The sequence below is a fragment of the Sphingomonas sp. Leaf357 genome (genome assembly GCF_001423845.1).
In the GTDB taxonomy this organism is placed as follows: domain Bacteria; phylum Pseudomonadota; class Alphaproteobacteria; order Sphingomonadales; family Sphingomonadaceae; genus Sphingomonas.
Map to the genome: position 1 here is coordinate 1943069 of NZ_LMPM01000001.1, position 25014 is coordinate 1968082.

The window sequence follows — 25014 nt, forward strand, 5'->3', positions numbered from 1 at the left end:
CAGTCCTCGACCGCACCGTCCGACGACGCGGCTTTGCCGCGGCGCCTTCCCATCGTAAGTCGAGACGCGGCACAGGGAGATCGCCCATGACACTCAAAGGCATCACCGGCTGGATCGCGGCGGCTCTGCTCTGCGCCGTGCCGACTCTCGGCCAGGCCCAGCCGCGCCCGCCGCTGGTGCTCGCCGCCGCCAGTCTCCAGGAATCGATGACGGCCGCCGCCGATGCCTGGGCGAGGAAGGGGCATCCCAGGCCGGTGATCTCGTTCGCGTCATCCTCGGCGCTGGCGCGGCAGGTGCTGTCGGGCGGGGCGGCCGATCTGTTCGCGTCGGCGGACGAGGATTGGATGAATGCGCTGGCCGCGAAGTCGCTGATCGCAAGGGGCACGCGGAGCGACTTCCTCGGCAACCGGCTGGTCGTGGTGGAAGCGCAAGGCCGCCACACCCGCATCCCGCTCCGCCCCGCGCGGGCGCTGGCCGCCACGCTCGGCGCGGGACCGCTGGCGATGGCCGATACGGCGAGCGTCCCGGCGGGCAAATACGGTAAGACCGCGCTCGAATGGCTCGGCGTTTGGGCGGCGGTAGCGCCGCGGGTCGTGCAGGCGGAGAACGTCCGGGCGGCGCTCGCGTTGGTCGAACGGCAGGCGGCACCGTTCGGCATCGTGTATGCGACCGATGCCCGCGCGTCGCTTACCGTGCGCGTGGCCGGCATCTTCCCGCAGGCCAGCCATCCGCCGATCGTCTATCCGCTCGCCCGTCTGGTCACCTCAACCAACCCGGAAGCCGAACCCTTCCGCCGCTTCCTGGTGTCGCGCGAGGGCAAGGCGATCTTCGTGAAGTTCGGTTTCTCCGCGCGGTGAGGTTACCGCCGCGATGCTGACGCCCGACGAATGGGGCATCGTCGCGCTGACGTTGCAGGTCGGTGGCGTGGCATTGCTGGTCACGCTGCCGATCGCCTTCGCGCTCGCCTGGGCGCTGGCACGCGGGAGGTTTCGCGGCAAATTGCTGCTCGATGCGGTGGTGCATTTGCCGCTGGTGGTGCCGCCGGTGGTGACGGGCTGGCTGTTGCTGATCGCGTTCGCACCGACCGGGCCGGTGGGTGCGGTGCTGCAGAACTGGTTCGGCGTCAGCGTGCTGTTCCGTTGGACCGGGGCGGCGATCGCCTCGAGCATCATGGCGCTGCCGCTGATGGTCCGCGCGATGCGCCTGTCGATCGAAGCGGTCGACCGGCGGCTGGAAAACGCCGCCGCGACGTTGGGTGCAGGGCGGTGGCGGGTGTTCGCGACGATTACCCTGCCGCTGAGCATGCCCGGCGTGCTGGCCGGCGCGGTCCTCGGATTCGCGCGATCGATCGGCGAATTCGGCGCGACAATCACTTTCGTCTCGAACGTCCCCGGCCAGACGCAGACCTTGCCGCTGGCGATCTACAGCGCATTGCAGCGCCCGGACGGGGAGGCGATGGTGTTGCGATTGGCGGCGATTGCGGTGGCGCTGTCGCTGGCTGCTTTGGTCGCGTCCGAACTGCTCGCACGGCGCAGCGGCAGGGGGTTGCATGTCCTTTGAGATCCACGTCGCCAGGCAGCTGGGCGACACCCATATCGCGCTCGACCTGACGGCGGGGGAGGGCGTTACGATCCTGTTCGGGCCGTCCGGCGCGGGCAAGACGAGCGTGCTCAACATGGTCGCCGGCCTGTTGCGGCCCGATCGTGGAGCGATCCGGGTCGGTGGCGAGACGCTGTTCGATTCGGCGGCCGGCATCGACCTGCCGGTCGAGCGCCGCCGCGCTGGCTATGTCTTTCAGGACGCCCGGCTGTTTCCGCATCTCAGGGTGCGCGCGAACCTCCTCTATGGCGCGCCGACGTCTGCTCTCGATGAGGCGCGAGTCGCGTTTCTCGGTATAGCGCACCTGCTCGATCGCTGGCCGCGCAGTCTCTCTGGTGGCGAAGCGCGGCGCGTGGCGATTGGTCGGGCGCTGCTCAGCGATCCGGCGTTTCTGCTGCTGGACGAGCCGCTCTCGTCGCTGGATGCCGCGCGACGTGGGGAGGTCATGTCAGCGATCGAGCATATCCGCGATATGGTAAAGCTGCCGGTGTTGATGGTGACGCACGATGCGGGCGAAGCGGAGCGTTTGGGCACGCGGATCGTGCCGATGGGGCGGTGATTGGTTTCACCCAATCTTCGTTCGTGCTGAGCTTGTCGAAGCACGTGCCCCAAACGGGCCCGCGGGCTTGGGCACGCCCTTCGACAGGCTCAGGGCGAACGGAGTGGGAGCTTAAAACGAAATACGCCAATCCCAGCCGAGCGGGTCACCGTCCATCACCTCAACTCCAAGCGAAGCAAGCTCGTCACGTATTGAATCGGAGCGGGCGAAATCTTTTGCGGAGCGCGCTTCGCGCCGTTCGGTGAGGCGAACTTGGATTTCGTTTTCGGAAATTGTCGCGGTGGTGGGACGAATGCGCAAATCCGTACGCTGCAAGCCAAGCAAATGAAATTCCAGCCCTAGAACGGCTAGCATGTCTTCCGCGGCAGACAGCTTCTGAGCGACGTCGGTCTTTTTCAAACCGAGCATTTGTTCGAGTGCCACCAGCGCCTTTGCCGTGTTGAGATCGTCGCTCATTGCTGCGTCAAATTCGGCTAATTTATTAATGACACTAGGGTTTGTGAGTTCAGCGTTTTGCGGAGCCAATGTTTCAAGCGCCGGTAGACTGTTTGCGTTGAGCAGAGTGGTATGGCTGGACAATTGGCCGTGGAGCTCATCGAAGGTCATCAAGAGGCGTTTAAGGCGGGTCTGTGACGCGATCAAATTCTCCCAACTGAATTCTAACTCGCTCCGGTAATGCGCCTGCAAGCACATCATCCGATACGCCAACGGATGGAATCCGGCATCCACCAAAGTCTGCAACGTCGTGAACCCGCCGCCGGATTTGCTCATCTTTCCAGAGCGTTCGACCAGGAAATTGTTGTGCATCCAGAAGGCTGCGCCGGTGTCCGCGCATTCGCAATGCGCCTGGTTCTGCGCGATCTCGTTGGGATGGTGGATCTCGCGATGGTCGATGCCGCCGGTGTGGATGTCGAAATTCGCGCCGAGATATTTCTGGCTCATGACCGAGCATTCGAGGTGCCAGCCGGGCGCGCCTCTGCCCCAGGGGGAATCCCATTCCATCTGGCGGTTCTCGCCGGGTTCGCTCTTGCGCCAGATCGCGAAATCCTGCGGGTGGCGCTTGCCGGCGACGGGGTCGATCCGGCCCTCGCGGTCGTCCTCGCGCGTGCCGGCGAGGCGGCCGTAATCGGGTACGGTCGAGGTGTCGAAATACAGGCCGCTCTCGAGTTCGTAGCAGTGTGCGCCGATCTTCACGCCGAACTCGATCATATCCTGGATATGATCGGTGGCGAGCGGGAACCGGCTTGGCTCGCGGATGTTGAGGTCCTTCAGATTCTGTTTGAAGGCTGCCGTGTAATGCGCGGCGATGTCCCAGATGCTCATCGATCGCGCCCGCGCGGCCGCCTCCATCTTGTCGTCGCCGGCATCCGCGTCCGACGTCAGGTGTCCGACATCGGTGATGTTGATGATGTGGGTGAGGTTGTAGCCCTTCCACGTCAGCACCCGGCTGAGCGTGTCGGTGAACACATAGGCGCGCAGATTGCCGATATGCGCGTAATTGTAGACCGTCGGCCCGCAAGAATAGACGCGCACGTTGTCGGGATCGAGCGGCGTGAAGGTTTCCAGGCTGCGACTGAGGCTATTGTAGAGCGTAAGCGGGGTAGCGGTCATGCGGGCAGCCATAGCGGGCTGCGACCGTGCTGCAAACGCCGCACCGTCGCAGCCCGCCTGCCATCCCCCCGGATGGCAGAGGAACGCGCCGATGAAGGAGTCACCAAGGCGCAAAGGGGCCCCGGCCGGATGGGGCGATCCGACCGGGGCGACACGACGCAGGGGGTATACGCCGTGCCAACCGTGAAACTCTTGGCCTTACCGCGCGATGCCGATCAGCACCGTGCCGGTATAGCCTGCCGTCGTGCTGCCCGTCAGCGTCGGCGTCTGCTGCGCGATCTGGGCGGCTGTGTTGTCGGCGAAGATCATGTCGCTGGACAGCGGGGCGGCACGCAGGTTCGTCGCGCTGCTGGGATAGGTCGTCGTGTCGGCATAGACGAGCGTGCAGATGGCCGAGGGCAGGGCGAGTTGCGAGATGAGCACGGCATAGCGTCCGCTCGTGGCCGCGGCCAACGAGGAGAAGACCTCGAAGTGGATGTGTGGAAAGCGCCCCGGATAACAGCCGGGGAAGATCATCGTGAAGGTCACCTCGCCGTTGACGTCGGTCACCTGCACGCCGCGCAGATAGCTTTCGCCGGGAATGGTATAGAGCGAATAATAGCCCTGGCGGTCGCACATCCAAATGTACACGGCATAGCCCGCCAGCGCGGCGCAGGCCGAATTCACGTCGACCACCTTCAGCGTCAACCGAAGCTGCACGCCGGTCGCCGTGGTGGTCGAGGACAGGAAGCTGGAGCGGATGTCGCTGCGCACGATACCGCTGGCCGTCAGCACGTTGCTGGTCGATCCGCTCGAAGTGTTGGTGCCGTCGGCCGGGTAGGGGCCGTTGGTCTCGGTCGGGTCGGCGATGCAGGCACTGCTCGTCGTCGCGGTGGGGGTCGGCGTCGGAGTGGGTGTCGGCGTGGGCGTGGGTGTCGGCGTGGAGGCGTTGCCGGCGACGACCGTGGTCGACCCCGAGTCCGATCCGCCGCAACCCGCGACCAGCGCGACCGTACCGGCCCCGGCGAACCATTTCAGGGCACGACGACGTTCGACCATCGCGCTCATCACCTGAAGATCATGCGCCAAGCCGCGATCATGATCTTCGTCGTGATGGTCGTGGTCGTGCATTCCGCTTCCTCATGGGCTGTTGTCGAAGCCATGATTAGGCGCGAAGTGTCACCGTGATGTGTCGCGGCGTGGCCGTAGTGTTACCGAATATTTCAGCCGTCGATCGGAAGCTTTACCGTGACTCGTCCGCCCGGCTGATCATCCCGGCTGCCTAATGCCACCGTGCCGCCATGCGTCTCGGCGATCGACCGGACGATGGCGAGGCCCAGGCCGGTGCCGCCCGTCGCACGGTTGCGCGACGGATCGCCGCGCACGAACGGCTCGAACAGCGATTCGGCCTGTGCCGGATCGAAGCCGGGGCCGTCATCCTCGATGAACACTTCGACCGTCTCGTCGACGATCCACCACGTCACGACGGCGCGGTCGCCATAGCGCAGCGCATTCTCGACCAGATTGACGAACAGCCGTCGCAACGCCCCCGGATCGCCCCGCACGATCGCCCGGCCGCCGGGGTCGATCGATACCGCCGCGCCGGTCGCCGTCATGTCCTCGATCAGGCTGTCGAGCAGGCTGCCGAGATCGACGCGCTGCCGATCGGTGCCGCTGGCCCCGTCCCGGGCGAAACGCAGCGCGTCGGCGATCATCGCGCGCATCTCGTCGATATCCGCATTGGCGCGCGCGCGCGCATCGTCGGGCAATTGTTCGACGCGAAAGGCCAGGCGCGAAAGCGGCGTGCCCAGGTCGTGCGCGATCGCAGCCAGCATGGTCGTGCGCCCCTCGGCATGTTGCGCGAGGCGACGGTGCATGGCGGAGACAGATCGGGTCAGGTCGCGCACCTCGCGCGACCCGCCTTCCGGCAGATCCGACAGCGGTACGCCGACCCGCGCCATCGCCGCGCTGTCGGCCAGCTTGCGCAACGGCCGCGAGATTGCACGCGCCACCCACCATGCCAATATGCCGAGCACCAGCAGCGCGAAGCACAGCGTCTGCAAGGTCAACATGTGCCAACTGGTCAACAGGCTCGGGCGCGTCGCATCGACGATCCGCCAGCGACCGTCCGGCAGGCGGAACGCCGCGGTGAACTTGCCGCGCACTTCGGTCGGATCGCTTTGCGGGAACATGGTGAACAGGCGAATGTCGGCAGGATCGTGATCCAGCATCTTGGCCAGCAGCGCGATGGTCGCGGCCGGACGTTCGTCGTCGGGATGATAGGGCTGCGGCGCCGTATCGGCGATCGTGACGACGGTCCTGATGTCCAGCGGCGGCAGGTCCGCACCGGTGCGCAGGGCGCTGGCGATCGCGGCCAGCGGCAACGGCGCGGGCCGGGGCGGGGGGCCGCGGAACGTGACGGTGAACAGCACCAGGGCGATCGCGACGACCGACGCGATCACCAGCAGGAAAATCGGGACCGCAATCGAATGGGCGCGATTAGTGCGTGACATCGGGCACGAACATATAGCCTTCGTTGCGCACCGTGCGGATCAGGTCGTCATGCCCGTCCCGCGTCAGCTTGCGCCGCAACCGACTGACCTGCACGTCGATCGCCCGATCGAAATGTTCCGCATTCGCGCCGCGCGAAAGATCGAGCAGCATGTCGCGGCTGAGCACGCGGCGGGGATGTTCGACGAACGCCAGCAGCAGGCGGAATTCGCCGTCGGACAGGTTGATGACGATGTCGTCGGGATCGATTAGCTCGCGCCCGATCGGATCCAGCCGCCACCCGGCAAAGCGTACCCAGCCTCGCGCGGGCGGGCCGGACGGAATGGCCGGCGTGGCGCCCTGGCCGCGGCGGAGCACCGACCGCACGCGCGCCAGCAGTTCGCGTGGATTGGCCGGTTTGGCGAGGTAGTCGTCGGCCCCCATCTCGAGTCCTACGATCCGGTCGACCTCTTGCCCGATCACCGACACGATGATCACGGCAGGTGCCGTCGCGCGATCGATCGAGCGCAGGATGCTCAGCCCATCCTCCCCCGGCATCATCACGTCGAGCACGATGAGAGCGTAGTTGGAACGCGCCATCGCCGCGCGCATCTCCACCCCGTCGGCGGCGGTGTCGACGATGTACCCATGGCCGGATAGGAAGGCGGCGGTCAACTCGCGGATTCCGGGATCGTCGTCGACGATCAGCAGGCGGGTTTCTAGATCCATGTCGACGACGGCATGAAGCACGGGAGCGGTTTGAAGCATGTGTCGGGCATCGCCGGCCAACGTATCCGCCGCATTGCACCGCTGCAATGAATGGCATTTCGGCCGCAGGTGTTGCGTCGAGGCAACAGCCGTCCGGTGCCGTTTCGCCTTGAAACGCCGAACGGTCGCTGCTAGGGCGCTCGCCTTCACGGCGCGGACGGATGTCTGCGACGACTGTCTGCTATTTCGATTCGGAGCGTCTACACAACATGCAAATCATCGTTCGCGACAACAACGTCGATCAGGCGCTGCGCGCTCTCAAGAAGAAGCTGCAGCGCGAAGGTGTGTATCGCGAGATGAAGCTGCGCCGGCATTACGAGAAGCCGTCGGAAAAGCGTGCGCGCGAACGCGCCGCCGCCGTCCGTCGCGCGCGCAAGCTGGAGCGGAAGCGCCTGGAGCGCGACGGCGCCCGGTAAGACCTTGGCCGGATCGCCGGCGGCATGACGTGCCGCCCGCGAATTCGCGCCGTTTCACGTACATTATAGCCGGCGGCGCGCCGTCGATGCGAAGGCTGCCCACCGATGTCGACCGTCACCGCAGTTCCGTTGCAGCCGACCAAGCGCGGCGTGATCGTTGCCATCTGGATCGGTGTGATCGCCGCGATCGGCGCTGCCTTCCTGCTCGCGGCCGCCGCGCCCGGCGATCCGGTCACGGATTTCCTCGCCCGGAACAAGCGCCACAAGGGCGTGGTGGAAACCGCCTCGGGCCTGCAATATCAGATCATTGCGCCCGGTGCCGGTCCACACCCGACCGATACTGACGTCACGCTGGTGAACTACGAGGGCAAGCTGCCTGATGGTACCACCTTCGACAAGTCGCAGCAGCCAACCCCGATGCCGGTGACCGGTGTCGTGCCGGGCTTCTCCGAAGCGCTGAAGCTGATGAACAAGGGGGCCAAGTACCGCTTCTGGATCAAGCCGTCGCTCGGGTATGGCGGCCCGCGCCCCGAAGGCGCGCCGCCGATGGACCCGCAGATGGAGAAGCTTTCCAAGAACGTCCTGGTGTTCGACGTCGAGCTGATCGAATTCCTGCCGATGGAAACGGTTCGTCGGATGCAGATGCAGCAGCAGATGATGCAGCAGCAACAGGGTGGTGCGCCGGGCGGAATGCCCGGAGCGGAAGGACCGCCAGCCGGCACCGTGCCGGGTCGGTAAGATCTGTCGGCCGCGTGTCGGCCGATCGTCGCGACCCCGTCTCGCCCTCCACACTTCCAAAGGGATCGCGCTGCTTTTAGGGAAGGTGGCGGGCGTATCTTCTCGGGATGGAAAAGACATGAATTTCAAGCCATTGCGCAAGGCAGTGTTTCCGGTCGGTGGCCTTGGAACGCGATTCCTGCCGGCGACGAAGGCGATGCCCAAGGAAATGTTGCCGGTGGTCGATCGGCCGCTGATCCAGTGCGCGGTGGACGAGGCGCTGGAGGCGGGGATCGAACAGATGATCTTCGTCACTGGTCGCGGAAAGTCCGCGATCGAGGACCATTTCGACATCGCTTATGAACTCGAGGCGACGATGTCGGGGCGCGGCAAGTCGCTCGAGATTCTGGAGCGCACGCGGTTGAAGCCGGGTGCCGTTGCCTATGTTCGCCAGCAGGAGCCGATGGGGCTGGGCCATGCCGTATGGTGCGCACGCGACATCGTCGGCGACGAGCCGTTCGCGGTGTTGCTGGCGGACGATTTCATGGTCGGCAAGCCCGGATGCCTCAAGCAGATGGTCGAGGCGTACAACAAGGTCGGCGGCAATCTGATCTGCGCGCAGGAAGTGCCCGAAGATCAAACGCATATGTATGGCGTCATCACGCCCGGCGCGCGCGACGGATCGTTGACCGAGGTCAAGGGCCTGGTCGAGAAGCCGGCGCCCGGCACCGCGCCGTCCAACCTCTCGGTAATCGGCCGCTACATTCTCCAGCCCGAAGTGATGCGCGTGCTGGAAACGCAGCAAAAGGGTGCCGGCGGCGAGATCCAACTGACCGACGCCATGGCGAAGATGATCGGCGACCAGCCGTTCCACGGCGTCACGTTCGACGGCCGGCGCTACGATTGCGGTGACAAGGCGGGATATGTTCAGGCCAACCTTGCGGTTGCGCTCGGTCGGGCGGATATCGGCGACGCCGTGCGCGCATTCGCGGTCGATCTGCTGCGCTGATCGCCGGGGTCGCTTCCGGGCAAGCGGCCATCGGATAGCACGCCCCCGGGCAACTGCGGCATATCTCTGCCTGTGTGCCGGTCGACATTCAGCCGTTGGCGCGCATGTGCTCTCTATTCGCCGTCCCGCCGGGACTGTCTCGGGAGGACGAAATACTCAATGTCGATCCGTTCAAGACGTCGTCAGCCCTTTCGTCCCGAGCCTCTGATCGCGACACGTATCATTTGGAAGCCTGCGACCGACAAATACTCTCGGTGAGACGAGCGTCCCAGTCTCTACTCCGGAGCATTCACCATTTGGCCATGTCCGGCGGACGACATCGGCGGCGAGAATTGATGTTTCGACCGGCCGATCTTTTCTTTGCTGTTGCGTAACGACCCCAAGTCCCGCAAGTCTGACATATTTCTTGGTTAACAGGATCGGGGGCGATCATGGCGGGAATTGCGACCAGGGCGCTGTATCTTGCGTCGCCGCTGGCATTTGCCGCGCAACCGGCGGTCGCGAGGTCGGCGATGTCCATCACCCCCACCGCCGCGACGCCCGCCGCCGATGCGCAATCGGTCCGCCCTTACATCATCGTCGATGCTCCCCTGAGCGAGCAGTCCAGGGACGGCGGATCGCTGGGCGCGGCGATCAGCGCCGAGGTGCGGCGGCGCATCGTCGAACAGCCGGAGGATGGAACTGCGCCGTCGTCTGCGGGCGCGATCCGGCTGACCGATTTCACTATTGCCGAGGATGAAGACGCTACCTCTTCCGGCACCGTGATCGATGCGGTGATCGCTGCGCATGCAAAGCGGGTGTCGCTGTTGAAACAGCGGATGGAGACGCTTCGTGCCGAAGGGGCCGATGCGGATCGCATCGCGGATTTGCGGATCCGACTGCACCGGGCGGAAGCTGCCCGCCGACTTGCGGTGGCGCGGGCGAACGTTGAAACGCTGGCCGCGGCGCGTTGCGGCGGCGATGCTGGAGCGCCGTGCCGATCGGGCTTGAAGACCGCCACATCGATCCCGGCTAAGGCCGTATTGGCGAGCCGGTCTTTGAACGCGTCGCGCAGGATGCCTGCCGTGCAGCCGGCGCCCCCCTTTCCCACCACGTCCTCGGACGCGCGGCGGTCGTTCGTGAAGACCGCGAAAGCGGCCCACGGGGTCGCAGCGCAGTATCCTCTCACGTTTGCTTCGAGGTCTAAGACCCGGGTCGTGGTGCGTGCCGCCGGCGGCAATTTCAGGTCATCGCGCGTCGCGATCGATCTGCATATCGCGCAACGCAATCCCTTCGCGACCCGGTTAGCCCATGCGCGCCGATCGCTGATCGTGGCGCGGAATATGCTCGAGGGCGGTGCCCGTGTGCCGCGCACAGCCGTCAAACCCGTGATGCGGGCGGTCGGGCTCTGGCGCTGGCCGGGAAGCGAACAATGGTCGCTGGCGAGCACCCGGCCGAGCACGGCCTGACCCATCCTCGGTCAGAAGGCCACCGCGTATCGCAGCGCGCCACCACGATCGTCGGGTAGGGCGAGGTAATTGCCGGGGTCGCGACGCCAGAACAGATTGGTCTGCAGCGTACCGCCGAGCAAGCCGAAACTGTAGCGCGCCTCGAAATCCATTTCACGGCCGGTCGGGGCGAGATTGAGGCGCTGCGTCAGCCAGGCGTCGGGGGTGCCGGTGGCGTAATCGTAATTGGTCGGCAGGCGCAGATCGAGCCCACCGCGCGATACGCGCAACGGCTGCGCCAGGCGCAGGCCGAAACTGTCACCGCGCGCGAACAGCCCGTCCTTGCCGAGATCGGCGGCGAAGGCGTCGGTGCGGATCAGCCCCGATCCGGACAGGCCGCCACGCACGTCGGCGCTCGTCCAGCCCTGCCGCATCGATCCGCCGATATACCAGCCGTCGCCGGACTCCAGGCGTGCGACGGCATCGATGAACCAGCTGGTCGCGCGTGTCGCGCCGAAGGCGTTGCCGAAATGTGCGCCAAGCACGGTTTCGCGCTCGCCGAGCCGCGAGAAGGAGAGGCCGGTTGCGAGCGCGCCGTCCTGCCGATCGAAGGACAGGGCAGTGCGATCATATCCGGACCGGCGGTATATTGCACGCCGGGTGGCGAGGATGCCGGCCTCTCCCGGGTTGAGCACTTCGCCGCTTTCCATCGACGCCGTCAGGCCCCAGGCACCGAAGCGGTTGCGCAGCGCCGCCGAACCCTTGGCGCGGCTGTCGAAGCCCTGATCGGAGAGCGGTTCGCGCGCAACGAGGAAGGCGGGGTCCCGGCGTCCCACGAGTTGCGCGGCGAGCGTCGAGCCGCCTTGCGCGAAGCCCATTGCGAATTGCGCGGCGCTGCCCAGCCGTTGCGTGACGATGCCGGCGATCGCCCGGGCACGTTGTCCGTCAGTTGGCGAGAGCATCAGGCGTTCGACCGAAACGCCGCCATTGGGAGTCGAGGCTAAGGTGACCTGAACCGCCATGCCATTGATTGCGGAGGCGATGTTGCGCGTGCTGGATTGGAGTGAGTTCAGGAAATTGCGCGCGATGCCGACGCGGTTGATCGTATGCGAGAGATCGACGGCGAAGGCTCGGCTGTAACCGTCGAGAATGACCGCACCGAGCGCACCTTGCGCCGCATCGCCCATCGGTGCCGACAGGGTGGCGTTGCTCGTCAGCGAAATGGCACCGGTGCCGCCCGCGACCGAGGCGGTGCCGATCGGCTGGAAGGCGCGGGTGAGATCGAGGATGCCGCGCCCATAGGTGCTGTCGACGCCGGCCGTTCCGGCATCGCGGGCGGACGAGAACAGGACGCTCACGATCTGGCTGCTGGTGAGATTGGGGAAAGCCTGGGCCAATAGCGCGACGGCACCAGAAATCTGCGGCGCCGACAAGGACGTGCCCCGCCACAGACAGATTTGAACATTGTCGCATGGCGCGCGGACATTTTCTCCGACGGCCGCGAGATAATAATTTGCGAAGCTGCCCGCGAGGTTGCTGAACGACGAGATCGTGTCGCTGGCACCGACCGAGCCGGCGATGATCACCAGCCCGCGCGAGATGGCGGTATTGCTGGCAAACTGCGCGAACAGGTCGGGGTCGGCGGCGGACTCGTTGCCGGCCGAGACGACGATGATCACCCCCGCCGCCGTCGCGCGATTGATGGCGGACAGCACGCTGGAATTGGGCGATGATCCGCCGAGCGACAGGTTGATGACGCGCGCCCCCCCCGTGGTCGCCGCATCGATGCCGCGCGCGATGGCGCTGTCGTTGAACGAACACCCGTCCGTGGTCGCGCAACTGCCCGGCGTATCGGCACGCAGCACGATCAGGCTGGCGTTGAACGCCACGCCCTGCGCGTTGATGTTTACGCCCGTCCCCGCGATCGTAAAGGCGACGGCGGTGCCGTGGCCGCCCTCGTCGTCCGTGCCCGTGCCACCGGCGACGTTGGCCGATGCCGTCGATATGCGGCCGGCAAATTCCGGGCTGGCGGCATCGACGCCGCTATCGACGATACCGACCCTGATCCCGGCACCGGTCGCACCGGCCTGATAGGCTGCCAACGCGTTCATCGACACGGCGCCGACCGTCGCGCGATATTTCACGGTGTCGTAATTGATCGTCGGGGTCGGGGTCGGTGTCGGGGTGGGCGAAGCCGTTGGCGTAGGCGTAGGCGTAGGCGTCGGAGCGGGAGTGGGCGTCGGCGTGGGTGTTGGCGTCGGAGTTGGCGTCGGCGTCAGAGTTGGAGTGGGCGTCGGAGTCGGTGTGGGTGTTGGCGCCGGGGTAGGTGTTGGCGTCGGAACTGGAGTGGGCGACGCGACCGGAGTTGGCACGCTGTTCACGCCGCTGTCGCTGCCGCCGCATCCGGCGAGCAACAGGCACGCGGCCAGGGCCGATGTCTGCGTCAGGCCGATTCGCGACAGGCGAACGGCATCCATGAGTTTCGCGCGACTCGTCGCCATCGTTCTAAACCCGCCCCATTGGAAAGCACGACCCGTCTACCGGGCCGGTGGAACGACGTGCACCTGATGCCGACCAATTTCCGGCCCGATCATATCATAGGTCGTCGACGTTACAATCGGTCGGGCCGGCGCGAAAAGCCTTTAAACCACCAGACGCAACGGTTCCGGCCGGGCGGCAATGCGGGGCTGGTCGGGCCAGATCCCGCGCGTGTCGTAGACGAGCTTTCCGACGCGTTCGTCCACCGGCACGGATTTGAATACGTCATGATCGACAAGCACGATCATGATGCCGCAGGTCTCGATCGCGGTGTCGATGTCGGTCAGTGTCGCAGCCGTCCCGTCGAAATCGCCCGGCAGCGTGTCGGCATAGGGTTCGACCACATGGATGCGGCTGCCGAAGCGTCTGGCAAGATCGCTTGCGACCTTGAGGGCGGGACTTTCGCGGAAATCGTCGATGTTCGCCTTGAAGGCCAGGCCGAGACACGCAACCTGAAGATGCGGGTTGGCCGCAATCAGGTCGGCTGCGCGATCGACAGTATAATCGCATTTCGCATCGTTCACTTCGCGGGCGGTGCGGATCAGCGGCGTGTTGTCGCGATCGGCATGGACCAGGAACCACGGATCGACCGCGATGCAATGTCCGCCGACCCCGGGGCCGGGCGACAGGATGTTGACGCGCGGGTGACGGTTGGCGAGGCGGATGACCTCCCACACGTCGACCTCCATCGTGTCCGCCACGCGCGACAATTCGTTGGCGAAGGCGATGTTGACGTCGCGGAAGGCGTTTTCGGTGAGCTTGGTCATTTCCGCCGCGCGGCTCGTGGTGGTGACACACGCACCGCGCACGAAGCGCTTGTAGAAGGCGAGCGCCTTGCGCGCGCAGCGCGGGGTGATGCCGCCGATGACGCGATCGTTGTCGATCAGTTCGACCAGAATGCGGCCGGGCAGCACGCGCTCCGGGCAATAGGCGATGGCGATGTCCGGGCTTTCCGGCGAGCGACCGGGAATCTTCAGATCGGGGCGCAACTCGGCGAGCAGATCGCGCACCTTCTCGGTCGTGCCGACGGGCGAGGTGGACTCGAGGATCACCGTGTCGCCGGTCTTGAGCACCGTGGCGATCGTCGTCGCGGCGCGCAGGACATAGCCGATATTCGGTGCGTGATCGTCGGCGAACGGGGTCGGAACTGCGATGACGAACACGTCGGCCGGCGCGATCTGCATTGAGGCGCGCAGGTTGCCACGCGCGACGACACCCGAGACGAGGCCGTCGAGATCGACCTCCTCGATATGCACCTTGCCGGAATTGACCGTGTCGACGACGGTCTGGTGCACGTCGATGCCCAGCACCTTCGCGCCGGTGCGCGCGATGACGGCGGCGGTGGGAAGCCCGATATAGCCCAGCCCGACGACGACGACGTTCAGTTCAGCATCCGAAACCATCGGCAATCACCCCTGCGATCCTTTCGGACGCATGGCCGTCGCCGAACGGATTGTGGGCGCGGGCCATGGCCGAGTACGCGCCCTTGTCGTCGAGGAGGGTTGATATTTCGGAAACGATCCGGTCGGCATCGGTGCCGATCAGTTTCGCGGTGCCGGCTACGACGCCTTCGGGGCGCTCGGTCGTCTCCCGCATCACTAACACCGGCTTGCCCAGAGCAGGCGCTTCTTCCTGCACGCCGCCCGAATCGGTGAGCGCGATCTCGCACAGGCCGAGGGCGCGGACGAAGTGGGGATAGTCGAGCGGATCGACGCGGGCGACGTTGGGGCGGTTGCCCAACATCTCGTCCATCACGCTGATAACATTTGGATTCGGGTGGACCGGGAAGAGGATCGCGGTGTCGGGACGATCGGCGATGCGCTGGATGGCGCGGGCGATGTTGGCCATGCCGCCGCCGAAATTCTCGCGTCGGTGCGTGGTGACGAGAATGACGCGCTTGTCGGCAAACCGCGCCGCGATATCGTCCAGGCCCGAAGCAAGGCCAGGATCGAGCGCGAGCTTGGCCTGCGTCGCATGGAGTGCGTCGATCACCGTGTTGCCGGTGACGTGGACCGTGGCGGGGTCGATATTCTCGCGCCGCAACGCCTCGGCCGAGGTTTCGGTGGGGGCGAAATGCTGGTCGGCGATCGGCGCGACGATTCGCCGATTCACCTCCTCCGGCCAGGGTTGATAGATGTTGCCCGAGCGCAGCCCCGCCTCGACATGGCCGACCGGGATCTTGCGATAATAAGCGGTCAGTGCGCCGACCATCGCGGTGGCGGTGTCGCCCTGCACGATCACGCGATCCGGTTTCTCGCCGTCCATCACCTCGCCCAGGCCGGTGAGCAGGCGCGCGGTGAGGCGGTCGAGGCTCTGCCCCGGTTCCATGATGTCGAGATCGATGTCGGGCACGAGCCCGGCGATGCCCAGCACCTGATCGAGCAGCCCGCGATGCTGCGCGGTGACGCAGGTGCGCACGTCGAGTCCCGGCACGGCCTTCAGCGCGGCGACGACGGGAAACAGCTTGATCGCCTCCGGACGGGTGCCGAAGACGACGAGGATTTTGCGGGGTTTGGGCGCAGTCATGCTGCCATGGATAGGAGCAAGGGCTTAAGGTGGCGCTAACCGCTTACTCGATCAACGTCATGCTGAACTCGCTTCAGCACCCATCGCGCCTCGACGGCGATCTTCCGAGGAGAAGTGGGTCCTGATCTTCGTCAGGATGACGGTGATTGTGCGGCACGGCTGCTGCCGCACCCGCAGCCCGGATCCTTCGGCAGCGTGATCGTGCGGAAGCGGAAAGCGAGGGCGTCGATCAGCAGGAGCTTCCCCGCGCTGTCGTCACCGAACGGCGTGATCGCGCGGATCGTCTCCAGCGCGGCCAGGCTGCCCAGGACACCCGTCATCGCGCCCAGCACGCCCTGATCGGCGCAGCTGGCGTCGGGACGGTCGGGATCTTCACCGACGAAGCAGCGGTAACAGGGTTTTTCCGCTTCCCAGCCGCGGAATACGCCGAGTTGGCCCTCGAACTGGCCGACCGCCGCCGAAACCAGCGGTAGGCGCGCGGCGAGTGCCGCATCGGCGACGGCCAGTCGCGTGACGAAATTGTCGCATCCGTCGAGCACTACGTGGGCTCCGGCGATCAGCCCGGCCGCGTTCCCGGCGTCGATCCGCACGGCGTGCATCTCGACCTCGACGTTCGGGTTGAGCCGCGAGACGGCGATGGCGGCGGCGGCGACCTTCGGCTGGCCGAGATCGTCCGTGCCGAAGATCGTCTGGCGCTGCAGGTTGGAGAGATCGACCGCATCGTCGTCGATCAGTATCAGCCGGCCCACCCCGGCGGCGGCGAGATACTGGATCGCCGGGCTGCCGATGCCGCCCGCGCCGATCACCGCGACGCTGGCCGCCTTCAGTCGCGTCTGCCCCGCGCCGCCGATGTCCTGCAGGACGATATGGCGGGCGTAGCGTTCGAGTTCGTTGCTGGAGAGAATCATCCCTGCCAGTCGAACACGATGGTGGCGCGATACCATTGGTCGCCAGCGGCGGTGCCGTGGCGCAGGTTCGCGCGGGCGAAGCTGAGGATCAGGCCGGCGCTATACTGCTCGACCGTGGGGCATTGGATCGCGCGCGGCACGGTGCGGCGGACGGTGCCGTCCGTGCCGACCAGCGTCGCGATATCGACCTTAACGACATAATGACCGTCCGCCGGCCTGACTATCGGGCAGCGGCCGGCGGCGATCTCCGCCGCGACGAAGTTCGACAGCGACTTCGCCACTTCGGGCGGCTTGACATAGGGCATCGGCGCCAGGCCCGACCAGTCGGCCGGTACGACGGACTGCTGTTGCGGGGGCAAGGGCAAGACGGGCGGGGGCGTCGGATGTACGGCACCCTGCAACAAAAAGAGCATTTTCAACATCATCGACCTGTGGACCCGAACCCTCCGCTTCCGCGCGCAGTATCGTCCAGCGTTTCCACCTCGTCCAGCACGGCGCGTTGGACGGGGGCCGGAACGAGTTGGGCGATCCGGTCGCCGCGCGCGATTTCAAAAGGTTCCTGTCCAAGATTGGCCAGGATCACCTTCACCTCGCCACGATAATCCTCGTCGATCGTACCGGGCGTGTTGAGGCAGGTGACGCCGTGCTTCAGCGCGAGACCGGAGCGCGGGCGCACCTGCACCTCATAGCCCGGCGGAATCGCGATGGCGAAGCCCGTGGCGACCGCCGCCCGTGCACCGGGCGCAAGCGTCAGCGCCTCCGCCGCCACGACGTCCATGCCCGCCGCGCCCGACGTGGCGTAGACGGGCAAAGGCAGGCCGGCGCCATGCGGCAGGCGCTTGAGGGCGATGACAATATCGGCGGAGAATTTCGTGGTCATAAAACTCGCTTTAATGGCCTGCCGGGTGGCGACGAAGGAGATTGTTCTTTCAGCCCGTAAGGTCTCGTGTCGTTCCGTAACGTGAATCATTTGACATTTGACGCGGGGACACAAGCGAGTAGCCTCCATCTGCCCTGTCAAAGGGCTTGGGAGATATGTCTATGCGTAAACTGATCATCGCCGCTACGGCGCTCGCCTTCGCCGTCAGCGCCACGCCGTCATTCGCCGCGCCGTGCAAGGATGCCAAGGGCAAGTTCACCAAATGCCCGCCCAAGCCAGCCACCAAATGCCGCCTTAACGGCAAGTTCGCGAGCTGCAAGACGCCGGGTGCCAAGCCGATGTGATTTCGGGCGTCCGTCCGGGCTTTCGGCTCGGGCGGGCGCTCACCCCTTGCGTGCGAGCCAGATGCCGGCGCCATTGCAGGCGGGATCCTGCTCGACATGCGCGACGGTGATCAGGCCCTGCGCGGTCATGGCGGTTTCGTAGTCGGTCGGCCCCAGTTCGGCGCGATAGGGTGACCCCGCGCGATAATCTGCCATGTTGTTGTCCGGATCCGCCTCGGCATTGAACAGCAGCCGCCCGCCGGGCTTGAGCCAGGCGGCGGCGCGCGCGGCCATCCGACCCTGATCCACCCGGCCCATCACCGACAGGCAGTTCCATGCCAGCACACCCTCGAACGTTTCGTCCAGCGTGAAGGTGCGCATGTCGCCGTGCAGCCAGCGCTGGCGCGGGAAGCGGGTCTGGGCGAGGCCGATGGCGCGGGCGTCGTAATCCAGCCCGACGACCTGCAATCCGCGATCGACCAGATAGCGCGCGATCGGTTCACCCCCGCCACAGCCGAGATCCAGCACGGTGCCGCCGCGCGGCAGGGGCGTCACGAAGCGGTCGAGCCAGACTTTCGTGCCAATCGGCGGGCCGATCATCGCAGGCGCGTTTCCGGAACCGGGATGCCCGCCATCCGTTCTTTACGCAGCACCGAACTCGCCGATTTCCGGCGCGGCGGCGGAACGAGGATAGGCGACATGGGCGAACTCACAGACAAGATCAAAGGCAACGTCAACGAAGCGATCGGCAAGGTCAAGCAGCACAGCGACGATCCCGAGACGCACGACGAAGGCACTAATCAGGAAGCTAAGGGCAAGGCCGAACAGCTCAAGGGCAAGGTTAAGGGAATGCTCGGCGACGACATCTGATTACGGACGGAAATTCGAAGTACGAGAAGGCCGCCCCGATGATCGGGGTGGCCTTTTTTGCAGGTTTCAGCCGCCGCGAACCTTGGTCAGCGTGGTGCCAGCGGTGATCGCCTCGACATCGGTCTTCAGGTGCAGCAGGCGAACCCCCGTTTTCGCCATCGCGCGGTCCAGAGCAGGGACGAATTCGGCCGTCGTCTCGACCGTTTCGGCCCAGCACCCATAAGCGCGGCCGAGCGCGGCGAAGTCCGGGTTGAGCAGTCGCGTACCGGTGACCCGCCCGGGGAATTCGCGTTCCTGATGCATCCGGATCGTGCCGTACCAGCCATTGTCGATCACCAGCACCAGCATGCTCGCTCCGTGGGCGACCGCCGTGGCGAGTTCCTGCCCGTTCATCAGGAAGCAGCCGTCACCGGCGAGCGCGACGACGGTGCGATCGGGGTACCTGAGCGCGGCGGCGGTGGCGGCGGGGACGCCGTAACCCATCGCGCCGGCGGTCGGGGCAAGCTGGCTGGTCGGACCGGCATAGCGCCAATAACGGTGCCACCAGCCGGAATAATTGCCCGCGCCGTTGCAGATGATGCTGTCGGCAGGGAGTTTCTCGCGCATCGCCGCGACGCAAGGGCCAAGATCGAGCATCAGGTCGCGCGGGGCGGGAGTGGACCAGGCGAGATATTCGGCATGGGCTTCGGCCCCGGCGGCAATCGGCGTCTGCTCTGCTGCCAGCATTTCCATCAGATTGGCGAAGCGTTCGGCATCGGCGCAGATCGCGAGATCCGCGCGGAAGGTGCTGTTCAGTTCGGCCGGGTCGGGATGGATGTGGATCAGCGACTGGCCGGGATGATCCGGTGTGACGAGCGTGTAGCCGTCGGTGGTCGCCTCGCCGAGCCGCGCGCCGATCACGATCAGCAGATCGGCATCGCGCACGCGCGCCGCCAGTTTGGGATTGGGGCCGTAGCCGAGATTGCCGGCATAGACCGGGCAATTGTTGGGGACCGCGTCTTGCCGCCGAAACGCGGCGACCAGCGGCACGCCCGATTGCTCGCCGAACGCCGCGACGGCTGCGGCGGTGTGCGGCGTCCAGCCTGCGCCGCCGATGATCGCGACGGGACGCTTGGCGGCTTTCAGCATGTCGTTGGCGGTACTGGCCGCCTCGATCAGCGCATCCTGCTCCACGCGATTGACCCGAGGCCGATCCACCGCCTCGACCGCATCGAGCAACATATCCTCGGGCAGCGCCAGCACGACCGGGCCGGGCCGCCCGTTCATCGCGGTGGCAAACGCCCGCGCGATATATTCCGGGATGCGGCGGGCGTCGTCGATCTTGGCCGCCCATTTGCACAGCGGCGCGAACATCGCAGTGAAATCGACCTCCTGGAACGCCTCGCGGTCCTTGGTCGCGCGATCGACGTCGCCGATGAACAGGATCATCGGCTGGCTGTCCTGCATCGCGACATGAACGCCGATCGAGGCATTGGTCGCGCCGGGGCCGCGCGTGACGAAGGCGATTCCGGGTCGTCCGGTCATCGCGCCATCGGCACAGGCCATGAAGCCGACGCCGCCTTCCTGCCGGCACACCACCAGATCGATCTCGGGCGTGTCGTGCAACGCATCGAGCACGGCGAGAAAGCTTTCCCCCGGCACGGTGAAGATACGGTCGCAGCCTTGCGCGACGAGCTGGTCGACCAGGATGCGGCCGCCGGTACGATTTTCGGTCATGCACGCGGTCTAGCGATCGACGAGCGGGCTGAACAGGGGCCGAAAACGTCGGATAATCTTACGATCCGCGTCGGGGGAAATCTGCGTTAACCAGTGTCATGCGCGGAAAAACGTGGCCGGATGAAACTGGCACGCGGCCTGCTAAGGTATGTGCAGCCGAGCGTTTCAACGCTTCAGCAGGGCGGGCCCGCGAAATTCAGTTTTTGCGGCCCGCCCGCACCCGGCTCTTCAGGATATCGAATATGAACAGTGCGCGCTCGCTGCCGCACAAATGCTTCGTCAACCCGGACTTGTTCCGGGATCCACTGTGCCGCACTTCTCGAGGCTTTTGATTTCCGGAACGGTGGACCCCGGAACAAGTCCGGGGTGACGGCAGGAAGTTGGTGTTGCCGGCGGCACCCGATTCAGGTGCCGCGGGTGCCGAACTACGCCCGCACCAACCCCTGATCCTCGAACAGTTGCGCCAGCTCGCCGCTCTCGTACATCTCCATCATGATGTCCGATCCGCCGATGAACTCGCCCCTCACATAAAGCTGCGGGATGGTCGGCCAGTCGGAGAATTCCTTGATCCCCTGGCGCACGCCCTGATCCTGCAGCACGTCGACGCTTTCGAATTCGGCGTTCAAATGGTTGAGGATCGCGATCGCGCGGCTGGAAAAGCCACATTGCGGGAAGAGCGGGCTGCCCTTCATGAACAGCAATACGTCGTTCTTCGCGACCATGTCGGCGATGCGGGCCTGGGCGTCGTCAGTCATCTTGATATCCTTACTCGGGAACGGCTGTTGTCAGTTGCAAGGCATGCAGCACGCCGCCCATGCGGCCACCCAGCGCGGCATAGACCGCCTGATGCTGCTTGATCCGCGGCTGCCCCCGGAAACTTTCCGAAACCACGCGCGCGGCATAATGGTCGCCGTCACCGGCCAGATCGGTAATCTCGACCCGGGCGTCGGGAATGCCGCCCACGATCAACGCCTCGATCTCGGTAGCCGCCATCGCCATGATTATTCGGACTGCATCAGCTGGCGGCGTGCCTCGACCGTATGCTCTTCGATCGCACGGCGCACGACGCCTTCGTCGATCTCGACGCTCGCGGCGGTCAGGTCGCTGACCAACTTGCGGATCACGTCCTCGTCGCCGGCTTCCTCGAAATCGGCCTGCACGACCGCCTTGGCATAGGCGTCGGTCTCTTCCACCGTCAGACCCATCTGCTTGGCGGCCCAGACGCCGAGCAACCGGTTGCGGCGCGCGGTGACGCGGAACTGCATTTCCTCGTCACGGGCAAACTTGGTCTCGAACGCGCGCTCGCGGTCGTCGAACGTGGTCATCTGGCTCGTCCCCTTGGGCCGTTAATCTATCGGATTGGAGATAGGGCGGGGGGACGTGGAAGGGAAGGGGGTGCCTTTTCGAGGGCCTTCCCCGAGGGGGTGGGGCAGTGTCAGCTCACTCCGCCACCGTGACCACCAGTTTCCCGATTGCGGCCCGTGCCGCCATCTTGGCGATCGCCTTGCCGCCGTCCTCGAACGCGAACGTCTCGGTGACGCGCGGGGCGATCTTGCCGTCTTTCCACAGGCGGAAGAGGCGGTCGATGTGGGCGGCGTTGGCCTTCGGGTCGCGCGCGGCGAAGGCGCCCCAGAACACGCCGCACACATCGCACGACTTCAGCAGCGTCAGGTTGAGCGGCAGTTTCGGGATGCCCGCGGGGAAGCCGACGACCAGATAGCGGCCTTCCCAGCCGATCGAGCGCAATGCCGGTTCGGCATAATCGCCGCCCACCGGATCGTAGATCACGTCGTACCCCGCCTTGCCGCCGGCCGCCTTGAACTGTTCGGCCAAGGCCTTGGACTGATCGCGGTCGAACGGCGCGCGGGCATAGACGATCGTCTCGTCCGCCCCCGCGTCCTTCGCCACCGCGGCTTTTTCCTCGGACGAAACCGCGGCCACCACCTTCGCGCCGAATGCCTTGCCAAGTTCGATCGCCGCGAGGCCGACACCGCCGGCCGCGCCCAGCACGAGCAAAGTCTGCCCCTCGCCAAGATGTCCGCGATCGAGCAGAGCGTGGATCGTCGTGCCATAGGTGAGGATCAACGCCGCGCCCTCGGCGAAGCTGCGGCCCTCGGGCAATGCGTAGAGCTTGCCGGCCTCGACCACGACCTTCTCGACCAGTCCGCCATGGCCGACCATCCCGATCACCCGATCGCCGACGCTCCATTCGGTCACGCCCTCGCCGACGCTGTCGACCACGCCGGCGATCTCGCCGCCGGGCGCGAAGGGGCGTTCCGGCTTGAACTGGTACTTGTCCTCGATGATCAGGACGTCGGGAAAGTTGATCGAGCAGGCCTTCACGGCGACTACGACCTGACCCGGGCCGGCCACCGGATCGGCGACTTCATCCAGAACTAGTGTTTCAGGTCCGCCCGGCGCTTTCGACAGAAGTGCTCGCATGTGCCCGTTCTCCGCTCATCCACGGCCGGTGTTCGTTTACCCCGGCTTCGTATTTCGAAATTTGGGTATCCCTTGCCAGTGTCAGGCCGATCTCGTCCAGCCCTTCCATCAGGCACTGGCGGCGAAACGGGTCCATCGCGAACGGGAAGCGGTCCTGGAACGGGGTGGTGACGGTCATCGTCTCGAGATCGATGGTCACGGCATCGGTCTTGGCGACCTCGACCAGCCGGTCGATCGCCTCCTGCGGCAGGACGACCGCGACGATGCCGTTCTTGAACGCGTTGCTGGAGAAGATGTCGGAGAAGCTCGGCGCGATCACGGCGGTGATGCCCATGTCGATCAGCGCCCAGGCGGCATGCTCGCGGCTGGACCCGCAGCCGAAATTGTCGCCCGCGATCAGGATGGGTGCGCCGCTGTAGCGAGGATCGTCGAAGATGTTGCCGGGGTCGGCGCGCATCGTCTCGAACGCGCCCTTGCCCAAACCGGAGCGCGTGACCGTCTTCAGCCAGTGCGCCGGGATGATGACGTCGGTGTCGATATTCTTCGCGCCCCACGGATAGGCGCGGCCGGAAACCTGTTTGACGGGGTTCATGTTCGGACCTTCGATGTAGCGCGCCGATGAAGCCCGCCGGAGTTACTTCGTGGTGGAAACCCTGCTCAGCGGCACATTGCGAGCGGTAGCGGCATAAGCGGCGATGCCGCTGAGTACGGTGCCGACGACGAGCAGAGCCAGAACGCGTTTCATGATAGTGCCCCCATTAGTTCGCGCTGATCAGGACGCGCCCATTAAATCACGAACGTCGCTCAACCGCCCCGTCACGGCCGCCGCGGCCGCCATCGCCGGCGAGACCAGATGCGTCCGCGCACCCGGCCCCTGCCGTCCTACGAAGTTCCGGTTGGAAGTGGAAGCGCATCTGAGGCCGGGCGGTACTTTATCGGGGTTCATCGCCAGACACATCGAACAGCCGGGTTCGCGCCATTCGAAGCCCGCCGCCATGAAGATCCGGTCCAGCCCCTCGGCTTCGGCCTGCCGCTTGACCAGGCCCGAGCCAGGCACGACCAATGCGCGCACGCCGTCGGCGACCGAGCGGCCGTTGGCGACGGCCGCGGCGGCGCGCATGTCCTCGATCCGGCTGTTGGTGCAACTGCCGATGAACACGTAATCCACGCCGATATCCTGCATCGCCATGCCGGGCGTCAGGCCCATATAATCGAGCGACTTCTGCGCGGCGACCCGCTTCGCCGGATCCGCGAAGCTTTCCGGATCGGGGACGTGGCCGGTGATCAACACGACGTCCTCAGGGCTGGTGCCCCAGGTGAGGGCGGGCGCGATGTCCGTCGCGTTCAACACGACGCTGCGATCGTAGGTGGCATTGGCGTCGCTCGGCAGCGTCTTCCAGAAGGCGAGCGCCGCGTCCCAATCCGCGCCCTTGGGGGCCATCGGGCGACCCTTGAGATATGCGAAGGTCGTCTCGTCCGGCGCGATCAGACCGGACCGCGCACCGCCCTCGATCGACATGTTGGCGATGGTCAGGCGGCCTTCGATCGAGAGCGCGCGGATCACCTCGCCGGTATATTCGATGACATAGCCGGTGCCGCCGGCCGCACCGATCTTGCCGATGATGCTGAGGATCACGTCCTTGGCCGACACGCCGAAGCCCAGCGTGCCGTCGACCCGCACTTCCATCGTCTTCGACTGGCTGAGCAGCAATGTCTGCGTGGCGAGGACATGCTCGACCTCGCTGGTGCCGATGCCGAACGCCAACGCCCCCAACGCACCATGCGCAGAGGTATGGCTGTCGCCGCAAACCAGGGTGGTGCCGGGCAGGGTGAAGCCCTGTTCCGGTCCGACGACATGCACGATACCCTGATTGACCGAGGTGGCGTCGATATAATCGATGCCGAATTCGCGCGTGTTCCGGCGCAGCAGATCAAGCTGAGTGGCGCTTTCCTTGTCCTCGATCGGTAGTTCGCGCCCCGTCGCGTCGACGCGCGGACTGGTCGGCAGATTGTGATCGGGTACCGCCAGCGTCAGATCCGTCCGGCGCACGTTGCGGTTCGCGACGCGGAGCCCCTCGAACGCCTGCGGGCTGGTGACTTCATGGACGAGGTGGCGATCGATATAGATCAGGCATGTGCCGTCGTCGCGGCGTTCCACCACGTGGTTGGCCCAGATCTTTTCGTACAAGGTGAGGGGTCGGCTTGCCATAATATGACGCGCTTTACGCTTATTGGG

The 25014-nt window shown here is 65.6% G+C and carries 27 protein-coding genes; 9 read left to right on the top strand and 18 right to left on the bottom strand.

Translation table 11 applies throughout. The features are described from left to right. Positions 1-86 precede the first annotated feature (86 nt). Genes modA through ASG11_RS09015 form a run of 3 tightly spaced genes read left to right on the top strand, consistent with a single transcriptional unit; the run spans position 87 to position 2158 of the window. A complete protein-coding gene (gene modA / locus ASG11_RS09005; protein WP_055777977.1) occupies positions 87-857 on the top strand; it encodes a molybdate ABC transporter substrate-binding protein in 771 nt (256 codons plus the stop codon). A 13-nt stretch (positions 858-870) separates the two neighbouring features. Beyond that, a complete protein-coding gene (gene modB, locus ASG11_RS09010) occupies positions 871-1560 on the top strand; it encodes a molybdate ABC transporter permease subunit (protein ID WP_055777978.1) in 690 nt (229 codons plus the stop codon). After that, positions 1550-2158, top strand: coding sequence for an ATP-binding cassette domain-containing protein (locus ASG11_RS09015; RefSeq protein WP_055777981.1), 609 nt, complete (start codon positions 1550-1552; stop codon positions 2156-2158). Before modB ends, ASG11_RS09015 begins: the two co-directional genes overlap by 11 nt. 111 nt (positions 2159-2269) lie before the next feature. Here ASG11_RS09015 and cysS read toward each other — a convergent pair whose 3' ends face one another. The 4 genes from cysS to ASG11_RS09035 all read right to left on the bottom strand — a co-directional run bounded on the left by cysS (position 2270) and on the right by ASG11_RS09035 (position 6967). After that, on the bottom strand, positions 2270-3769 hold the full coding sequence (gene cysS, locus ASG11_RS09020; protein ID WP_201781300.1) for a cysteine--tRNA ligase: 1500 nt from the start codon (positions 3767-3769) through the stop codon (positions 2270-2272). A 198-nt stretch (positions 3770-3967) separates the two neighbouring features. After that, the gene (locus ASG11_RS19105; protein ID WP_055777987.1) at positions 3968-4879 is read right to left on the bottom strand and encodes an intradiol ring-cleavage dioxygenase; all 912 of its coding nucleotides are present in this window, start codon (positions 4877-4879) and stop codon (positions 3968-3970) included. A gap of 92 nt (positions 4880-4971) precedes the next feature. Then, positions 4972-6261, bottom strand: a complete 1290-nt coding sequence (locus tag ASG11_RS09030) for an ATP-binding protein (protein ID WP_055777990.1) — start codon at positions 6259-6261, stop codon at positions 4972-4974. After that, positions 6248-6967, bottom strand: a complete 720-nt coding sequence (locus tag ASG11_RS09035) for a response regulator (RefSeq protein ID WP_055780599.1) — start codon at positions 6965-6967, stop codon at positions 6248-6250. The genes ASG11_RS09030 and ASG11_RS09035 overlap by 14 nt, the downstream gene beginning before the upstream one ends. A 248-nt stretch (positions 6968-7215) precedes the next feature. On the opposite strand from ASG11_RS09035, the gene rpsU reads away from it, so the two are divergent. The 4 genes from rpsU (at position 7216) to ASG11_RS09055 (ending at position 10596) form a co-directional block, all read left to right on the top strand. Beyond that, positions 7216-7422, top strand: a complete 207-nt coding sequence (gene rpsU / locus ASG11_RS09040; protein WP_034160206.1) for a 30S ribosomal protein S21 — start codon at positions 7216-7218, stop codon at positions 7420-7422. A gap of 105 nt (positions 7423-7527) precedes the next feature. Further along, positions 7528-8160: an FKBP-type peptidyl-prolyl cis-trans isomerase gene (locus ASG11_RS09045; protein ID WP_055777992.1), complete on the top strand. Its 633-nt coding sequence runs from the start codon at positions 7528-7530 to the stop codon at positions 8158-8160. A 118-nt stretch (positions 8161-8278) separates the two neighbouring features. Beyond that, positions 8279-9148, top strand: coding sequence for a UTP--glucose-1-phosphate uridylyltransferase GalU (gene galU, locus ASG11_RS09050; RefSeq protein ID WP_055777997.1), 870 nt, complete (start codon positions 8279-8281; stop codon positions 9146-9148). A gap of 431 nt (positions 9149-9579) precedes the next feature. Then, a complete protein-coding gene (locus ASG11_RS09055; RefSeq protein WP_055778000.1) occupies positions 9580-10596 on the top strand; it encodes a hypothetical protein in 1017 nt (338 codons plus the stop codon). 11 nt (positions 10597-10607) lie between these two features. Here the strand turns inward: ASG11_RS09055 and ASG11_RS09060 are convergent, their stop codons facing one another. From ASG11_RS09060 to dut, 6 genes are all read right to left on the bottom strand, one after another. Continuing rightward, the gene (locus ASG11_RS09060; protein WP_055780602.1) at positions 10608-12686 is read right to left on the bottom strand and encodes a S8 family peptidase; all 2079 of its coding nucleotides are present in this window, start codon (positions 12684-12686) and stop codon (positions 10608-10610) included. A gap of 531 nt (positions 12687-13217) precedes the next feature. Beyond that, complete coding sequence (gene wecC / locus ASG11_RS09065) at positions 13218-14516, bottom strand: UDP-N-acetyl-D-mannosamine dehydrogenase (RefSeq protein WP_055778004.1); 1299 nt, start codon at positions 14514-14516, stop codon at positions 13218-13220. Continuing rightward, positions 14500-15639 (bottom strand): non-hydrolyzing UDP-N-acetylglucosamine 2-epimerase, encoded by a 1140-nt coding sequence (gene wecB, locus ASG11_RS09070; protein ID WP_055778007.1) that lies wholly within the window; start codon positions 15637-15639, stop codon positions 14500-14502. The genes wecC and wecB overlap by 17 nt, the downstream gene beginning before the upstream one ends. Before the next feature lie 131 nt (positions 15640-15770). Beyond that, complete coding sequence (locus tag ASG11_RS09075) at positions 15771-16547, bottom strand: HesA/MoeB/ThiF family protein (RefSeq protein ID WP_055778010.1); 777 nt, start codon at positions 16545-16547, stop codon at positions 15771-15773. Then, positions 16544-16960 (bottom strand): hypothetical protein, encoded by a 417-nt coding sequence (locus ASG11_RS09080; protein ID WP_236697437.1) that lies wholly within the window; start codon positions 16958-16960, stop codon positions 16544-16546. Before ASG11_RS09080 ends, ASG11_RS09075 begins: the two co-directional genes overlap by 4 nt. Before the next feature lie 8 nt (positions 16961-16968). Then, positions 16969-17427, bottom strand: coding sequence for a dUTP diphosphatase (gene dut / locus ASG11_RS09085; protein WP_055778013.1), 459 nt, complete (start codon positions 17425-17427; stop codon positions 16969-16971). A gap of 161 nt (positions 17428-17588) precedes the next feature. Between dut and ASG11_RS09090 the strand changes: the two genes are divergently transcribed. Continuing rightward, positions 17589-17771: a hypothetical protein gene (locus tag ASG11_RS09090; protein ID WP_201781301.1), complete on the top strand. Its 183-nt coding sequence runs from the start codon at positions 17589-17591 to the stop codon at positions 17769-17771. Positions 17772-17810: 39 nt separating this feature from the next. Here ASG11_RS09090 and ASG11_RS09095 read toward each other — a convergent pair whose 3' ends face one another. After that, positions 17811-18350 carry a class I SAM-dependent methyltransferase gene (locus tag ASG11_RS09095; protein WP_055778018.1) on the bottom strand — a complete coding sequence of 180 codons (540 nt, stop codon included), beginning with the start codon at positions 18348-18350 and terminating at the stop codon, positions 17811-17813. Positions 18351-18449: 99 nt separating this feature from the next. Between ASG11_RS09095 and ASG11_RS09100 the strand changes: the two genes are divergently transcribed. Next, positions 18450-18620: a CsbD family protein gene (locus ASG11_RS09100; protein ID WP_055780608.1), complete on the top strand. Its 171-nt coding sequence runs from the start codon at positions 18450-18452 to the stop codon at positions 18618-18620. A 66-nt stretch (positions 18621-18686) separates the two neighbouring features. Here ASG11_RS09100 and ASG11_RS09105 read toward each other — a convergent pair whose 3' ends face one another. The 7 genes from ASG11_RS09105 to leuC all read right to left on the bottom strand — a co-directional run bounded on the left by ASG11_RS09105 (position 18687) and on the right by leuC (position 24987). Beyond that, complete coding sequence (locus ASG11_RS09105; protein WP_055778022.1) at positions 18687-20336, bottom strand: thiamine pyrophosphate-binding protein; 1650 nt, start codon at positions 20334-20336, stop codon at positions 18687-18689. A 425-nt stretch (positions 20337-20761) separates the two neighbouring features. Then, the gene (gene grxD / locus ASG11_RS09110) at positions 20762-21091 is read right to left on the bottom strand and encodes a Grx4 family monothiol glutaredoxin (protein WP_055778024.1); all 330 of its coding nucleotides are present in this window, start codon (positions 21089-21091) and stop codon (positions 20762-20764) included. A 10-nt stretch (positions 21092-21101) separates the two neighbouring features. Beyond that, positions 21102-21335, bottom strand: coding sequence for a BolA/IbaG family iron-sulfur metabolism protein (locus ASG11_RS09115; protein ID WP_055778027.1), 234 nt, complete (start codon positions 21333-21335; stop codon positions 21102-21104). Between the two features lie 2 nt (positions 21336-21337). Beyond that, positions 21338-21661, bottom strand: coding sequence for a DUF1476 domain-containing protein (locus ASG11_RS09120; protein ID WP_055778031.1), 324 nt, complete (start codon positions 21659-21661; stop codon positions 21338-21340). Between the two features lie 115 nt (positions 21662-21776). Next, entirely contained in the window at positions 21777-22778 is a 1002-nt protein-coding gene (locus ASG11_RS09125) for an NADPH:quinone oxidoreductase family protein (RefSeq protein WP_055778032.1), read from the bottom strand. Then, positions 22741-23370, bottom strand: a complete 630-nt coding sequence (gene leuD, locus ASG11_RS09130) for a 3-isopropylmalate dehydratase small subunit (protein ID WP_055778035.1) — start codon at positions 23368-23370, stop codon at positions 22741-22743. Before leuD ends, ASG11_RS09125 begins: the two co-directional genes overlap by 38 nt. A 180-nt stretch (positions 23371-23550) precedes the next feature. Continuing rightward, on the bottom strand, positions 23551-24987 hold the full coding sequence (gene leuC, locus ASG11_RS09135) for a 3-isopropylmalate dehydratase large subunit (RefSeq protein ID WP_055778039.1): 1437 nt from the start codon (positions 24985-24987) through the stop codon (positions 23551-23553). Between the last annotated feature and the right edge of the window lie 27 nt (positions 24988-25014).